Origin of the sequence: Achromobacter sp. ACRQX, from assembly GCF_022346505.1 — a bacterium.
GTDB lineage: Bacteria > Pseudomonadota > Gammaproteobacteria > Burkholderiales > Burkholderiaceae_B > Achromobacter > Achromobacter animicus.
The window spans coordinates 126,203-141,772 of the sequence record NZ_JAKRML010000009.1 but is presented as its reverse complement, the minus strand read 5'-3'; the positions used below and the strand labels follow the sequence as shown (position 1 = coordinate 141,772).

General features: G+C 64.5%; 14 protein-coding genes. 5 read left to right on the top strand and 9 right to left on the bottom strand.

From position 1 onward, the window contains the following. Positions 1-15: 15 nt before the first annotated feature. The 8 genes from rseP to rpsB all read right to left on the bottom strand — a co-directional run bounded on the left by rseP (position 16) and on the right by rpsB (position 7,715). Positions 16-1,347, bottom strand: a complete 1,332-nt coding sequence (rseP, locus tag MHZ91_RS10985; protein WP_239213586.1) for an RIP metalloprotease RseP — start codon at positions 1,345-1,347, stop codon at positions 16-18. A 42-nt stretch (positions 1,348-1,389) separates the two neighbouring features. Next, positions 1,390-2,589, bottom strand: coding sequence for a 1-deoxy-D-xylulose-5-phosphate reductoisomerase (locus tag MHZ91_RS10980; protein WP_175121929.1), 1,200 nt, complete (start codon positions 2,587-2,589; stop codon positions 1,390-1,392). Next, positions 2,586-3,443: a phosphatidate cytidylyltransferase gene (locus tag MHZ91_RS10975; RefSeq protein ID WP_175139162.1), complete on the bottom strand. Its 858-nt coding sequence runs from the start codon at positions 3,441-3,443 to the stop codon at positions 2,586-2,588. Before MHZ91_RS10975 ends, MHZ91_RS10980 begins: the two co-directional genes overlap by 4 nt. 51 nt (positions 3,444-3,494) lie before the next feature. Beyond that, complete coding sequence (gene uppS / locus MHZ91_RS10970; RefSeq protein WP_175121931.1) at positions 3,495-4,259, bottom strand: polyprenyl diphosphate synthase; 765 nt, start codon at positions 4,257-4,259, stop codon at positions 3,495-3,497. A 175-nt stretch (positions 4,260-4,434) separates the two neighbouring features. Beyond that, positions 4,435-4,995, bottom strand: coding sequence for a ribosome recycling factor (gene frr, locus MHZ91_RS10965; protein ID WP_056316760.1), 561 nt, complete (start codon positions 4,993-4,995; stop codon positions 4,435-4,437). Positions 4,996-5,010: 15 nt separating this feature from the next. After that, complete coding sequence (gene pyrH / locus MHZ91_RS10960; RefSeq protein WP_054425864.1) at positions 5,011-5,727, bottom strand: UMP kinase; 717 nt, start codon at positions 5,725-5,727, stop codon at positions 5,011-5,013. Positions 5,728-5,906: 179 nt separating this feature from the next. Next, positions 5,907-6,785: a translation elongation factor Ts gene (gene tsf, locus MHZ91_RS10955; protein ID WP_092582300.1), complete on the bottom strand. Its 879-nt coding sequence runs from the start codon at positions 6,783-6,785 to the stop codon at positions 5,907-5,909. Positions 6,786-6,965: 180 nt separating this feature from the next. Beyond that, positions 6,966-7,715 (bottom strand): 30S ribosomal protein S2, encoded by a 750-nt coding sequence (rpsB, locus tag MHZ91_RS10950; RefSeq protein ID WP_175121932.1) that lies wholly within the window; start codon positions 7,713-7,715, stop codon positions 6,966-6,968. Positions 7,716-8,664: 949 nt separating this feature from the next. Here rpsB and map point away from each other — a divergent pair. From map to MHZ91_RS10925, 5 genes are all read left to right on the top strand, one after another. Continuing rightward, on the top strand, positions 8,665-9,486 hold the full coding sequence (map, locus tag MHZ91_RS10945; RefSeq protein WP_175121933.1) for a type I methionyl aminopeptidase: 822 nt from the start codon (positions 8,665-8,667) through the stop codon (positions 9,484-9,486). A 15-nt stretch (positions 9,487-9,501) separates the two neighbouring features. After that, positions 9,502-12,108 carry a [protein-PII] uridylyltransferase gene (locus MHZ91_RS10940; RefSeq protein ID WP_239213584.1) on the top strand — a complete coding sequence of 869 codons (2,607 nt, stop codon included), beginning with the start codon at positions 9,502-9,504 and terminating at the stop codon, positions 12,106-12,108. A 68-nt stretch (positions 12,109-12,176) separates the two neighbouring features. Further along, positions 12,177-12,890: a MarC family protein gene (locus MHZ91_RS10935; protein WP_056570280.1), complete on the top strand. Its 714-nt coding sequence runs from the start codon at positions 12,177-12,179 to the stop codon at positions 12,888-12,890. 49 nt (positions 12,891-12,939) lie between these two features. Further along, positions 12,940-13,422 carry a disulfide bond formation protein B gene (locus tag MHZ91_RS10930; protein ID WP_175121935.1) on the top strand — a complete coding sequence of 161 codons (483 nt, stop codon included), beginning with the start codon at positions 12,940-12,942 and terminating at the stop codon, positions 13,420-13,422. Positions 13,423-13,439: 17 nt separating this feature from the next. Then, a complete protein-coding gene (locus MHZ91_RS10925; protein WP_239213582.1) occupies positions 13,440-13,961 on the top strand; it encodes a YgjP-like metallopeptidase domain-containing protein in 522 nt (173 codons plus the stop codon). 85 nt (positions 13,962-14,046) lie between these two features. Here MHZ91_RS10925 and purF read toward each other — a convergent pair whose 3' ends face one another. Next, on the bottom strand, positions 14,047-15,567 hold the full coding sequence (gene purF / locus MHZ91_RS10920) for an amidophosphoribosyltransferase (protein WP_175121937.1): 1,521 nt from the start codon (positions 15,565-15,567) through the stop codon (positions 14,047-14,049). Positions 15,568-15,570: the final 3 nt, after the last annotated feature.

Sequence of the window (15,570 nt, the reverse complement as noted above, 5' to 3'; positions counted from 1 at the left end):
TATGCTAAATCGCGTTCAAGTGAACAAACGCGTGAAATCGTTGAACAGCGCAAGCCCCATAAGGCTTGCCAATATGCCTATGCCAGCGCGTTGTCCGATGTCGATCCATCTGGCAGGCGGGGGGCTGCCCCGCACAATTTCGACGAGATAGTACAGCAGATGGCCACCATCCAGCATAGGAATGGGAAGCAAATTTAAAACGCCAAGGCTGATACTGATCAATGCGATATAGGCGATATACGCAACAATGCCGATCCGGGCAGTCTGGCCGGCATAGTCGGCGATCGTGACCGGCCCGCTGACATTGCGCCACGACACGTCGCCCGTCACCATCCGGCCCATCATGCGCAGCGAAAACCAGGCGGTATCCCAGGTGCGGACGGCGCCGCGCCACAGGCTATCGAAGACGCCATAGCGCACCGTCACCATCGGCACGTTGCCGCCCAGCTGCACGCCGACGCGGCCGATCTCCTGGCCGTTGACGACTTCGGGGCGAGGCGTGACGTTCAGGGTGATGCTGGCGCCGTCGCGCACCACGGTGAGCGCAAGCGGCTTCCCGGCGCTTTCCTGGATCTGCTTGACGAGTGCGCCGGTATCAGGGGCCGGCTGGCCATTCACGGCCACGACCAGATCGCCGGCGCGCAGGCCCGCGGCCTGCCCTTCACCGCCGTCGATCACGGCGCGCACCGCGGGCTTGGGTTGAGCCAGACGAACACCAGCGGCGGCGAGCGGGTCGCCCTCGGCCGGGTCCATCGTGTTGGGGGGAAGGTCGAGTTCGCGCTGCTGAACGGCGCCGGACGGGGTGCTGACCTCGATGCTGGCGCGCCCACCGGTGGACATCACGTCCATCAGGCGCCAGCGGGCGTCGGACCACGATGCGACTTCCTGGCCGTCGATGGCCAGGATGCGATCGCCGCCCAGCAGACCCGCGCGGGCGGCAGGCGTCTCGGCGGCGGGCGGCGCGATGATGGCGACGGGCTCCTCGGTGCCGGCCATATTCAGGCCCGCATACAGAAACACCGCAAGGATCAGATTGAAGATGGGACCGGCCGCCACGATGGCGATGCGCTGCCCGACCGGCTTGGTGTTGAATGCCGACGCCGCCACGGCGGGCGAAGCCCCGGGCGGCGCGTCGTCCAGCATCTTGACGTAACCGCCCAGCGGCAGCGCGGAAACCGCCCATTCGGTGCCGTGCCGGTCGGTGCGGCGCAGGATGACCTTGCCAAAGCCGACTGAGAAACGCAGGACCTTCACGCCACACAGGCGGGCAACCCAATAGTGCCCAAGCTCATGGAAAATGATCAGTGAGCCAAGCGCTACGGCAAAGGCCAGCAGGGTGAAAAGCATGGGGTCGGAATCTAGGAAATCAGAGGCATGCGCGGCCCGCTATCAGGCCAGTCCGAGGTTGCCCGAAAAGGCGCGCGCCTCGGCGTCAAGCGCAAGTACGTCGTCAAGACTGCTGAGCGTAACAGATGCCTGCCGCGCTTGCCACTCGAGCGCCGCCTCGATGACCCGCGGAATCCAGGTATAGGCAAGCCGGCCTTCCAGGAAGGCGTCGACCGCAACTTCATTCGCGGCGTTGAGCGCCACGCAGGCGCCCTGCCCCGCCCGCATTGCGGCGAACGAATGGGCCAGGCAGGGAAACCGGGTCAGATCCGGCTTCTCAAAGTCGAGCCGGCCGTGGCGGGTCAGGTCCAGCGGACCGACGCCGCTCTCGATGCGATCGGGGAATCCAAGGCCGTAGGCAATGGGCGTGCGCATGTCGGGCTGTCCCAACTGCGCGAGAACGGAGCCGTCGTCGTACTCAACCATCGAATGCACGACGCTCTGCGGGTGCACCACCACGTCGATCCGATCGGCGGGCATTGCGAACAGCCAATGGGCCTCGATGACTTCCAGGCCTTTGTTCAGCATGGTGGCCGAGTCGACGGAGATCTTGCGGCCCATGCTCCAATTGGGATGGGCGCAAGCTTGCTCGGGGGTGACGTCGTGGAGGTCTTCGAGATCGCGCCCGCGGAACGGGCCGCCCGACGCGGTCAGCAACAGGCGCCGCACACCCTTTGCCGGACTATGCGGCGCATCGGCGCGACCTTGGTGCGGCAAGCACTGGAAGATGGCGTTGTGTTCGCTATCGATAGGCAGCAGTTCGGCGCCGTTATCGCGGATTGCCTGCATGAACAGCGTGCCGGCGGCAACCAGCGCCTCTTTGTTGGCCAGCAGTACGCGCTTGCCTGCACGCGCGGCGGCCAGTGCAGACGGCAAGCCTGCGGCGCCAACGATGGCGGCCATGACGGCGTCGCATTGGGGATCCGCGGCCGTGTCGGCCAGCGCCTGCGCGCCGACGCGGATCTCGGGCATGGGCTGTCCGCCCGGCCACGCGTCGATGAATTTCTGACGGGCGGCAGTGTCGGGCACCACCACGACGGCGGCCCGGCTGGCCAGCGCCTGCTCGGCAAGGCGCTGCATCCGGCTGTGCGCCGACAACGCATAAACCGCCATCCGCTCCGGGTGGCGAGCAATTACGTCCAGCGTGCTTTCACCGATGGATCCGGTTGATCCCAGCACGACGACACGTTGAAAAGCCGTCAAAACAAGACTCCAGACAAAAGTAGCGCGAACGGCGCGACGGGCAGGATCGCATCGATGCGGTCATACACACCGCCATGGCCAGGCAAGAGCGTGCTGGAATCCTTGCGGCCCGCGCGGCGCTTGAGCAGCGATTCGAACAGGTCTCCCACAATGGACAGCACGCCCAGAACAGCGGCGATCGGCAACGCAAGCCAGAAGGTCCAGCGTTCGACCAGGGCATGACCGAAGGTGCCGTCCCACAGGCTGGACAAGCCAATCCACACCACCGCGCCCAGGACGCCGGCAATGGCGCCTTCAATGGTCTTGCCGGGACTCACGCGCGGAGCCAGTTTACGCTTGCCGAAGGCCCGGCCGGCAAAATATGCCGCAATATCAGCCACCCAGACGAGGGCGAGGAGGGACACGACGAACACCGCGCCGCGCGCGACGTACATCTGGGCCAGAACCGCCCAGGCGGCAAACGCGGCCGGCACGGAGAAGACCGACCAGGCCAGGCTGGCCGGCGGCGCATCGGAACGCCCGCGCACCACGGCGGTCACGCCGCCAAACAGCCAGACGGCCGAGACGGCAGGAACCAGGTAGCGCAGCACCCAGCCCGGATCGCCGGCGCCGCTACGGTCGCCCGCCAGCCAGGCGGAGGTCAGCACCAGCATGCCGGCGAACAGCAGCACGGCGACGCCGATGGAAATGACGGGGGATGGCGGTTGCGGCAGCGTCAGGCGCAGCCACTCCCAATTGGCGCAGGCGGCCGCAAGGGCCAGCAACGCGACGAACCACCATGGATTGGCGCTCGCCATGGCGGCGGCCAGAATGGCCAACAAAACGACGGCGGTAACGATACGCTGGCCCAGCATGTGACGGTCTCCTCTTGTGCTGCCTGGAAAGACGCGCGCGTCGCGATCAGCCTATTTGGCGGCGGCTTCGCTGACTTGGGCGCTGGTGCGGCCGAAGCGGCGCTCGCGCGTGCGGTACCAATCAAAGGCGGCCATGAGTTCATTGGCGCCGAAATCCGGCCAATAGCGATCCGTGAAGTAGAACTCCGCGTACGCCATCTGCCAGATCAGGAAATTGGAAATGCGCTGTTCGCCGCCGGTGCGGATGAACAGGTCGGGCTCGGGAGCCCATGCCATGGAAAGATGCCTGGAAAGGCGCTCTTCGTCCACCCGGTCAGGGTGCGCCGCGAGGTCGGGCTCGGCCGCCAGCATGGCTCGGGTGGCTTGCAGGATGTCCCAACGGCCGCCGTAGTTGGCGGCGACAGTCAGGTGCAGCCGGTCGTTGTGCGCGGTGCGTTCCTGGGCAGCGGCAATGAGCTCGCGCAGGCGCGGCTCGAAGGCGCTCAGGTCGCCGATCACGTGCAGACGCACGCCCTGCTCTTGCAGCTTGCCGACTTCACGCTCAAGCGCCTGCACGAACAGGCGCATCAGCAGCGAGACCTCTTCGGCCGGGCGACGCCAGTTCTCGGAACTGAACGCGAACAACGTCAGGTAGCGCACGCCTGCGCGTCCGCAGGCCTCGACCACGCGCCGGACGGCCTGCACGCCCTTGGCATGCCCGGCAGTGCGAGGCAGCAGGCGCCGCGTCGCCCAGCGTCCGTTGCCATCCATGATGATGGCGACGTGCTCGGGGATGTCACGGATATCGGGGACCGCCTGAGTCGAACTGGTTGCCATTAGTTTGGGGACTGCGCGCGGCGGACCGGCGAAAAAGACGAATACGGGAAAAAACCTGCGCCGTCGATTCCATCGCTACGAGGAAGTACCGCGAGGCAATGGACGGGACGGCGCATGTGCAATGAAATCCTGACGCCAGGCGGGCCGCAATGCGGCGCCTCGTGGCGTGCTGGGATTATACGGTCATGATTTCGGCTTCTTTCTGGACGACCATCTTGTCGATGTCGGCGACGGCGCGATCCGTCAGCTTCTGGACGTCATCTTGCGAACGACGCTCGTCGTCCTCGGAGATTTCCTTGTCCTTGACCAGCTTCTTGAGCGCTTCGTTGGCCTCGCGGCGCAGGTTCCGCACCGCGATCTTGGCGTCTTCGCCTTCGCTGCGCACGACCTTGGTCAGGTCGCGGCGGCGCTCTTCGGTCAGCGCGGGCATCGGCACGCGGATCGTGTCGCCCATGGAGATGGGGTTCAGACCCAGGTCCGACTCACGGATGGCCTTTTCGATCGGGCCGGCCATGTGCTTTTCGTACGGCTGCAGGCTGATGGTGCGGGCGTCGACCAGGTTCACGTTGGCGACCTGGCCCACCGGCACGGGCGAACCGTAGTATTCGACCTGCACGTGGTCCAGGATGCCGGTGTGGGCGCGGCCCGTGCGGATCTTGGCCAGGTTGGTCTTGAGCGTATCAAGCGACTTGGCCATTCTGGCCTCGGCGGATTTGCGGATTTCTGCTGCGCTCATGGAATTTCCTTTTCTTTAAACGTGTACCAACGTGCCTTCGTCCTCGCCGCTCACGACTCGCTTGAGCGCGCCGGACTTATTGATCGAAAACACCTTGATCGGCAGTTTCTGGTCGCGGCACAGCGCAAACGCGGTGGCGTCCATGACTTCCAGACGGCGGACGATCGCCTCGTCGAAGCTGATGCGCGCGTAGCGCGTTGCGGTGGGATCCTTGTTGGGATCCGCGCTGTAGATGCCGTCCACCTTGGTGGCCTTCAGCACGATCTCCGCGCCGATCTCGGCGCCGCGCAGTGCCGCAGCCGTATCGGTGGTGAAGAAGGGGTTGCCGGTGCCCGCGGCGAAGATCACGACCTTGCCCTCTTCGAGGTAGCGCAAAGCCTTCGGCCGGATGTAGGGCTCGACGACCTGATCGATATTCAGCGCGGATTGTACCCGGGTGTCGATACCCTTGTGCTTGAGCGCGTCCTGCAGCGCAAGCGCGTTCATGATGGTGGCCATCATGCCCATGTAGTCGGCGGTCGCGCGGTCCATGCCCTGCGCACCCGGGGCGACGCCACGGAAGATGTTGCCTCCGCCGATGACGATGGCCAGTTCGACGCCCGTGGCGGCGACTTCAGCGATCTCATCGGTCATACGGACGATGGTGGAGCGATTGATGCCGAATGCATCGTCGCCCATCAGCGCCTCGCCGGAAAGTTTGAGAAGAACCCGTTTGTATGCCCTGCTGCTCATAGGTGATATCCCGAAGAACAATCCGACGAAAGTGTAAGTCAAGAATGGGGTTGACCCCCAGCGCCGCGCCCGCGAGGCGGGTTGGGCGCCCCCGAGGCGTCTGCCTTTGGGGGCCCATGCGGCGAAAAAGGCCGGACTAGAATTTAATCTAGCGCCGGCCTTTAAGCACTACCTAGAGGTCAGGCGGCGCCAGCGGCGGCGGCGGCAACCTCAGCGGCAAAGTCGCTGGTCTTCTTCTCGATACCTTCGCCGACGACAAACAGCACGAACTTGCTGATCGACGCGCCCTTTTCCTTCAGGTGCTGTTCGACCGTGTGCTTGTCGCTCTTGACGAAGGGCTGCGACAGCAGCGTCACTTCCTTCAGGAACTTCACGACCGAGCCTTCCACCATCTTGGCGACGATGTCGGCCGGCTTGCCGGATTCAGCGGCCTTCTGCTCGGCAACCGAGCGCTCGGCAGCGATGTCGGCCGGGTTCACGCCGTCGGCGTTCAGGGCCTTGGGCTTGGTGGCGGCGATGTGCATCGCCAGGTCCTTGCCCACTTCTTCGGCGCCGGTGTATTCGACCAGCACGCCGATCTTGCCGCCGTGCACGTAGCTGGCCAGCGAGTTGGCGGTCTCGATGCGCTCGAAGCGGCGGATCGAGATGTTTTCGCCGATCTTGCCGATCAGGGCGGTGCGGGTGGTTTCGACGGTGCCTTCACCGTACGGCAGCGCCGACAGCGCGGCGACGTCGGCCGGGTTCTGCGTCGCGACCAGTTCGGCCAGCTTGTTCACGAAGCCGACGAAGTCGTCGTTCTTGGCGACGAAGTCGGTTTCGCAGTTGATTTCGATGACGGCGCCCTTCTTGGCGTCGGCGGAGATGAACAGACCGATCAGGCCTTCGGCGGTGACGCGGGCAGCAGCCTTGCTGGCCTTGTTGCCCAGCTTGACGCGCAGGATTTCCTCGGCGCGGGCCAGGTCACCTTCGGCTTCCGTCAGGGCCTTCTTGCATTCCATCATGGGCGCGTCAGTTTTTTCGCGCAGTTCCTTGACCAGGGCAGCGGTAATTTCAGCCATGTTTGCTCCAAATTTTGCTAAGACACGCCCCGGCGGGCCGGGGCTGTGATTTGATTCGATGGGACGCCCGCACTGGGCGGGCCTGGAAGATGGGAGCCCAGCTTCGCAGCGCCGGCGGGGCGGAAACGGGCCGGTTTCGGCACCGCTTCCAGACCTTACCCGCCGGACATGACAACCGGCTTAGGCCTGGTTGTCTTGAACTTCGACGAACTCTTCCTGACCTTCGCCCAGTTCTTCGACCAGACCGTTCAGGTTTTGCTCGCGGCCTTCCAGGACGGCGTCGGCGATGCCCTTGGCGTACAGCGCGATGGCCTTGGCCGAGTCGTCGTTGCCGGGGATGACGTAGTCGATACCTTCGGGCGAGTGGTTGGTGTCAACCACGGCGACCACGGGGATGCCCAGCGTCTTGGCTTCGGCGATGGCGATCTTGTGGTAGCCGACGTCGATCACGAACATGGCATCAGGCAGACCGTTCATGTCCTTGATGCCGCCGATCGACTTGTTCAGCTTGTCCAGTTCGCGTTGGAACAGCAGGCCTTCCTTCTTGATCATGCGCTCGGCGCCGCCTTCGGCGACAACGGCTTCCATGTCCTTCAGGCGCTTGACCGAGGTCTTGACCGTCTTGAAGTTGGTCAGCATGCCGCCGAGCCAGCGGGCGTCGACGAAGGGCATGCCGCAACGGGCGGCTTCAGCGGCGACCAGCTCGCGAGCGGCGCGCTTCGTGCCGACGAACAGGATGTTGCCGCCGCGAGCAGCCAGCTGCTTCACGAACTTGGTGGCTTCCTGGTACTTATCAACCGTCTTTTCGAGGTTGATGATGTGAATCTTGTTGCGGTGGCCGAAGATGTACTGCGACATCTTGGGGTTCCAGTAACGGGTCTGGTGACCAAAGTGGACACCCGCTTCCAGCATTTCGCGCATCAAAGACATTTAATTCTCCAAGGGTTGGTTTCTTGCGCCGCACCTGCATCAGCATCCTGCTGACACCCTGGGTGGTGTTGCGCGCGATTTCCCGCAAAAACGCGGGATGACAAAAATTTTAACCGGGCCGGCCGATCACTGCCGCAATAACTACGACGCTCCAGGCGTGTTGCCTGTAGCGGCGCGCCTTTAACGACTTCTACTACGCTGCCGCGATAAACCCAGACGGCCGCCACACGACAAGAGACTTGCATTGCGCCTGTCCGACACTCCAGGAGTTTCCTGGAAGTTTCTTCGAGACGCACCCGGAGTTGTTTTGTTGGCGGCGAAATCCAGTTCTTCGCAAACGTGGCCGCTAGGCCCGCCCGCGCATCAGGCCGCTGTGGCAGTTCTTAAGGACCCCTTTCAGGAGGCGCTTTTCAGCACACGCTTTTCAGCACACGCTTCTAAGCACGATTCCAAGAACTTAATCCAGCGCCCATACCGAACCTGCATCGCCGCTCGAAAACACTTCCGGGCTTGCAAGCACACCGCGCCCAGCCAGTGTCAGCATCCATGCCCCAAGCGCCATGCCAAAAGCTTCATGCCCTAAGCGCATCCAGCCGGATCTCCGCTTGTCGCCCACTTTTTCCTCAACACCAGCAGCCTGCCCGAATTCGCTCCACAACCTTCGCTTGCGGTGAAACTTCAGGGCTTGCCGCGGGATCTCAAGAAAGAACCGCGCGAAACCAGATATCCTGCCGGGCGTGCACTAGAACCTTTGCTCTAGACCTGTGCTCTGGACCCAAAGGCCAGCACCCGCCGGGTTTGGCTGGGAGCCCGGATGTTCCCACCCTGACGGATGTTCTTGTCCTGACTCTTCTTGCCGGTAACCCGATTGCTCCCCAAATTTTTAGGGAAGCCTATAATTCTACTATTCTTTCAAGCAGACATTCAAGCGACTCGTCGCAAGCATTCCATGGGCACAATCACCAATCCGGCCGACCTGGCCAAGATGCGCGCCGCCTGCCAGGACGCCGCCAAAGTTCTCGATTTCATCACCCCGCACGTCAAGCCGGGGGTCACCACGGGCGAACTCGACCGCCTGTGCCTGGAATACCTGACCGACGAGCTCAAGGTGAAGTCCGCCACGGTCGGCTATGCGCCCCCGGGCTACCCGCCCTTCCCCGGCGCCATCTGTACCTCGGTCAACCATCAGGTGTGTCACGGCATCCCGGGCGACAAGGTCCTGAAAAACGGGGACTCATTGAACATCGACGTCACCATCATCAAGGACGGCTGGTTTGGCGACACGAGCCGGATGTACGCGGTGGGCGAGCAGTCCATTCTCTCCCGGCGCCTGTCCGACATCACGTTCGAGTGCATGTGGAAAGGCATCCAGCAGGTCAAGAATGGCGCCACGCTGGGCGACATCGGCAATGCGATCCAGAAGCACGCCGAATCGAACGGCTTCTCGGTGGTGCGCGAATTCTGCGGCCACGGCATCGGTGAACGCTTCCATGAAGACCCGCAGGTGCTGCACTACGGCAAGCCCGGCACGGGCGTGAAGCTGGTGACCGGCATGCTGTTCACCATCGAGCCCATGATCAACGCCGGACGCCGCGAGATCCGCCAACTGGCCGACGGCTGGACCGTCGTCACCCGCGACCACAGCCTGTCCGCGCAATGGGAACACGCCGTCTGCGTGACGGAAACCGGCTACGAGGTCCTGACCCTCTCGCCCGGCATGCCCCAGCCGCCCGCGTTCATCACCGAACCCATCGTCATTCCCGCCGTCTGAAGCCCGCAGCCACCCATGACCGCCGAAATCCTTACCAAGCTGCGCGAACGCATCCAGGAATCCCGGCGGGCCGCGGTGGCCCAGTTCCGGGAACACGAACGGCCGGACATCCTGCTGACCGAATTGCGACGCATCGTGGATGCCGCCCTGCGGGATCTGGTCAAACATTGTCCGCTGCCGATCGGCGCCACGCTGGCTGCCGTAGGCGGTTATGGCCGTGGCGAGCTCTACCCCCATTCCGACGTCGACCTGCTGATCCTGCTGCCCCACGCCCCGACGCCGGACGAAGAAAGCGCGATCGAAAAACTGGTGGCTTCGCTGTGGGATCTGGGACTGGAGCCCGGCCACAGCGTGCGCACCATCGAGGATTGCGAGCGCGAGGCGGACGCGGACATCACCGTGGAAACCGCGCTGCTGGAATCCCGCTGGCTGGCCGGCAGCCGCGTGCTGATGCGCAAATTCGATGCCGCGACCAAGTCCCGGCTTGATCCGCAGGCGTTTTTTCTGGCCAAGCGCGTCGAAATGCAGCAGCGCCATGCGCGCTACCACGACACCCCGTACGCGCTGGAGCCCAATTGCAAGGAATCGCCGGGCGGCTTGCGCGATCTGCAAGTCATTCTATGGATGGCGCGCGCTGCCGGTTTCGGCAATAACTGGCGCTCGGTGGCGCAGGCGGGGCTGCTGACCTCGTCCGAGGCGCGCGACCTGCGCAAGGCCGAGCAGGCTTTCAAGCGCCTGCGCATTGAACTGCATCTGCTGGCCAACCGTCGCGAAGACCGGGTGCTGTTCGATCTGCAGCCTGCGCTAGCCGAGGTCTACGGCATCCACGCCACCGCCACGCGACGGGGCAGCGAACTGCTGATGCAGCGCTACTACTGGGCGGCGCGGCTCGTGACGCAGCTGAACGGCATCCTGGTGCAGAACATCGAGGAACGGCTGTTCCCGCGCCCCGACAGCGACGCGCGCGACATCGATGACGATCTCCGCAACCTGCGCGACCGCCTGGACATCATTCGGGACGACGGCTTCGAGCGCAATCCCACGCTGCTGCTGCGCGCCTTCCTGGTGATGCAGCAGCACCCCGAGCTGACCGGCATGTCGGCGCGCACGCTGCGCGCCATCTGGCATTCTCGTCACCGCATCGACGCGCAGTTCCGCCGCAACCCGGTCAACCGCAAGCTGTTCCTGCAGATCCTGCAGCAGCCGCGCGGCATCGTGCACGAACTGCGGCGCATGACCATGCTGAACATCCTGCCGCGTTATCTGCCGGTGTTCCGCCGCATCGTGGGCCAGATGCAGCACGACCTTTTCCATGCCTATACGGTGGACCAGCACACGCTGGCGGTGGTGCGCAACCTGCGCCGATTCACCATGCCCGAGCACGCGCAGGAATATCCGCTGGCCAGCCAGCTGATCGCCGGCCTGGACCGGCACTGGCTGCTGTACGTGGCGGCGCTGTTTCATGACATCGCCAAGGGCCGTGGCGGCGACCATTCCGAACTGGGTGCGCGCGAAGTGCGCAAGTTTGCAGCGGATCACGGCATGGACCCTGAAGACGCGAAACTGGTCGAGTTTTTGGTACGTCAGCATCTGCTGATGTCGGCGGTGGCGCAAAAGCGCGACCTGTCCGATCCGGACGTCGTGCAGGAATTCGCCGCCACGGTGAAGGACGAGCGCCATCTGACCGCGTTGTATCTGCTGACGGTGGCCGACATTCGCGGCACAAGCCCCAAGGTCTGGAACGCCTGGAAGGGCAAGCTGCTGGAAGACCTGTACAAGCTGACGCTGGCGGCGCTGGGCGGCGCCCACGCCGACGCGCACACCGTGCTGGCCGAGCGCAAGGAAGAAGCAGCGCGGCTGACCCGGCTGGCGGGCCTGCGCGACGACGCGCGCGAGGCGTTCTGGAATCAGCTCGACGTGGCGTATTTCCTGCGCCATGACGCGTCCGACATCGCCTGGCACACGCGCCACCTGTACCACCAGGTTGCGCCGGCCAAAGCCGTGGTCAAGGCGCGCCCCACCGAGCAGGGCGAAGGCCTGCAGATCATGGTCTACACGCGCGACGCCCCCGATCTATTTGTCGCCATTTGCGGTTATTTCGACGCCAAGTCGCTGTCCATTCAGGACGCGCGCATCCACACGACCCGCCATGGCTGGGCGCTGGACAGCTTCATCGTTCTGCTGCCGGAGGGCGCCAGCGACCTGCGGGCGCAGGCCACGCTGGTCGAACACGAGCTTGCCGAACGCCTGAAGGATCCGCAGGCGGCCGCGCAGGCCCAGCCCGGCCGCGGCGGTTGGTACGGTCGTGGCCGGCAATCCCGCGTGTCTCGCGTGTTTCCGGTCATGCCCCAGGCCGAACTGCAGCCGGACGAGCGCAGCACGTCATGGCGCCTGTCCGTCACGGCGACCGACCGCCCCGGGCTGCTGCACGCCCTGGCGCGCGTCTTTGCGCGTCACGAGATCAACCTGCTCATGGCCAAGATCATGACGCTGGGCGACCGCGTGGAAGACGTGTTCATTGTGGATGGATCCGCACTGGCGCGCCCCCGCAGCCAGATGCAGTTCGAACGCGACATCCTTGACGCGCTGTCGGGCGACGAGGCCCAGCAGCGCGCTGCCTGACCCGGCATCGCCAGACCCGGCCCGGACCGCATACAATCCGGGTTTTCGGCCAGGCGATGCTTGCTCACATGCAGCTCAACGACTATCTGCGCATTTTCGGTGGCAGCTTTTTCTTCGCGCTGGCCACCCTGCTGCCGTTCCTGAATCCGCCTGCGATCGCCCCCATCTTTCTTTCGCTGACCGAGGGCGCGTCCTCGGCCACGCGGGTGGTGCTGGCCAAGCGGGTCGCGATCAACGTGTGCCTGATGCTGATCGTGGCCATGGTGGCGGGCAACGTGCTCCTCAGTTTTTTCGGCATCTCGCTGTCCATCGTGCGCGTGGGCGGGGGCATGCTGGTGATCGCCAGCGCCTGGCGGCTGGTGAACTCGCCGGATGCCGACACCGAGCGGGTGGCGCGCATGGCCGAATCGTTCACGCCCGAGATGGCGAAGGCGCGCGCGTTCTATCCGCTGACCTTCCCCATCAGTTGCGGCCCCGGCTCCATCGCGGCCGCCATCACGGTGGGCGTCTCGCTGCGGGACACGAACCACGCATGGAGCCTGGTGCGGCTGGCGGGGTCCATTCCCGGCATCATCGTCGTGTCCCTGACGCTTTACGTCTGCCTGCGCTTTGCCGCGCAGATGCTGCACCGCCTGGGCGATAACGGCACGGCGGTCTTCATGCGGCTATCGGCCTTCATCATGCTGTGCCTGGGGGTGCAGATTTTTTGGGAAGGCGCGCGGGAGCTGCTCCTGAGCGTGCTGACGCAGGTGATGCAACCAATTCCCGTCCCGAAGGCCTAAGCAAGTCCGGCCGCCGCGCCGGCTTCGTCCAACTCATTCCAACGCAACAATGACCTCTCGCTCAGAACGCCTGCTCCGCCTGATCGCCCTCTTCTCCTTCGGCGCGGTGGGCATCGCCCTCGTTTCCCAGCACGTCTTCGACATGCCGCCCTGCGCCTGGTGCGTGATGCAGCGCCTGATCTATCTGGTGATCGGCGTCGTCGCGCTGATCGGCGGCTTTGGCGGCGGACGCGCGCTGACGCGCATTTGCGGCTTTCTTGCTGCCCTCTTGTCGCTGTCCGGCATCGTAGCCGCCTGGTATCAGTACAGCGTTGCCGCCAACATGCTGTCGTGCGACCAGACGTTTGCCGACCGCTTCATGACCGGCATCGGGCTGGAAAGCGCCATTCCGCCGCTGTTCGGCATCTATGCCACCTGCATGGACGCCAAGGTGCCGGTGCTGGGCGTCGAGTACGCCCTGTGGAGCCTGGCGCTATTCGTGATCCTGTTCTTCATGGCCCTGCCGGTGGTGTTCCGGCGCGGCCACGCCTGAGCCGGCCGCTTCGATCCGTGCAGACCCTGAAATTCCTGACCGGCTACCCGGAGCCGCTGCTGGCGCAAGCCCAGAAGCTGCTGGACCAGGACAAGCTGGGCGCGGCCCTGCTTGCCCGGTATCCGGGTGGCGCGCACGAAGTGCGCACCGACAAGGCGCTGTACCAGTACGTGACGGACCTGAAGAACGCCTACATGCGCAACGGCGACCAGATCAACAAGGTGGCCTTCGACAGCAAGATCCACGTGATCCAGCATGCGCTGGGCCAGCACACCTATATCTCGCGCGTGCAGGGCGGCAAGCTGAAGGCCAAGCACGAGATCCGGGTGGCGACGCTGTTCAAGAACGTGCCCGCGGAATTCCTGAAGATGATCACCGTGCACGAACTGGCCCACCTGAAGGAAAAGGACCACAACAAGGCGTTCTACAACATGTGCCTGCGCATGGAGCCGCACTACCATCAGTACGAGTTCGACCTGCGGCTGTACCTCACGCATCTGGAGGCCACGCGCACGCCGCTATGGGAAGCGCAGGGCTAGCCATTGCCTGCGGTGCTGCCCCGTCGGCGAAAAAAATGCCGTCCCGAGGGACGGCATTTTTGTCTGCGCGAAACGCCGGGAAAAATCAGGCGTCGTCGGACGTGTAGCCCATATTGAAGCGCAGACCGCCCGCGTCTTCGTCCTTGCCGGGCTCGGAGCGCGACTGCCCCAGGCGGGCCAGGTACTCGGGCGTGATGTCGCCGGTGATGTACTGGCCGTCGAAGCACGAGGCCTCGAAGCGCGTCAGCTTGGGGTTGATGTCGCGAACCGCCTGCTGCATGTCGTGCAGGTCCTGGTAGACCAGGCTGTCGGCGCCGATCGCGCGGGCGATTTCCTCGTCCGTACGGCCGGTGGCGATCAGTTCGCTTTGCGTGGGCATGTCGATGCCGTACACGTTGGGGAAGCGCACCGGAGGCGCGGCCGAGGCGAAGTACACCTTGTTGGCGCCGGCTGCGCGGGCCATGTCGACGATTTCGCGGCTGGTCGTGCCGCGCACGATGGAGTCGTCGACCAGCAGCACGTTCTTGCCCTTGAATTCCATGCCGATGGCATTGAGCTTCTGGCGCACCGACTTACGGCGCACGGCCTGGCCCGGCATGATGAACGTACGGCCCACGTAGCGGTTCTTGATGAGCCCTTCGCGGTAGTCCAGGTTCAGGCGTGCGGCCAGCTGCATGGCGGCCGGGCGCGAGGAATCGGGAATCGGCATGACGACGTCGATGTCGCCCAGGCGCATGTTGCGCGCAACCTTGTCGGCCAGGTATTCACCCATGCGCAGACGCGCGTCGTACACCGACACGCCGTCGATCATCGAATCGGGGCGGGCGAAGTAGACGTACTCGAAAATGCACGGCACGAGCTGGGGGTTGTCGGCGCACTGGCGGGCGACCATGCGGCCGTCCAGGTCGATGAACACGGCTTCGCCAGGCTCGACGTCGCGCACGAAGGTGAAACCGCTGCCTTCGAGGGCCACGGATTCCGAGGCCGCCATCCATTCCACGCCTTCTTCGGTCTCCTGGCGGCCGATGCACAGCGGGCGGATGCCGTTGGGATCGCGGAAGGCGAGCAGGCCGTAACCGGAAATCTGGGCCACGACGGCATAGGCGCCGCGCACGCGCTTGTGCAGGGCGGCAACCGCGCGAAACATCGCGTCATCGTCCAGCGACACGCCGTTGGCGGCCGATTGCAGCTCGTGCGCCAGCACGTTCAGGAGGACTTCGGAATCGGAGTTCGTGTTGATGTGGCGGCGGTCGACGCGATAGAGCGATTCACGCAGTTCGCGCCAGTTGGTCAGGTTGCCGTTGTGGGACAACATGATGCCGAACGGGGCGTTGACGTAGAATGGCTGGGCCTCTTCTTCGCTGGCGCTGGAGCCGGCGGTGGGGTAGCGGACCTGGCCGACGCCGGACGTGCCGGGCAGCGCGCGCATGTTGCGCGTGCGGAACACGTCGCGCACCAGGCCGTGCGCCTTGTACATATTGAACTGGTTGCCTTGCGACGTCGCAATGCCCGCGGCGTCCTGCCCGCGATGCTGCAACAGCAGCAAGCTGTCATAGAGCAGCTGGTTGACCGGCCCGCGCCCGATGACCCCTACGATTCCACACATGGT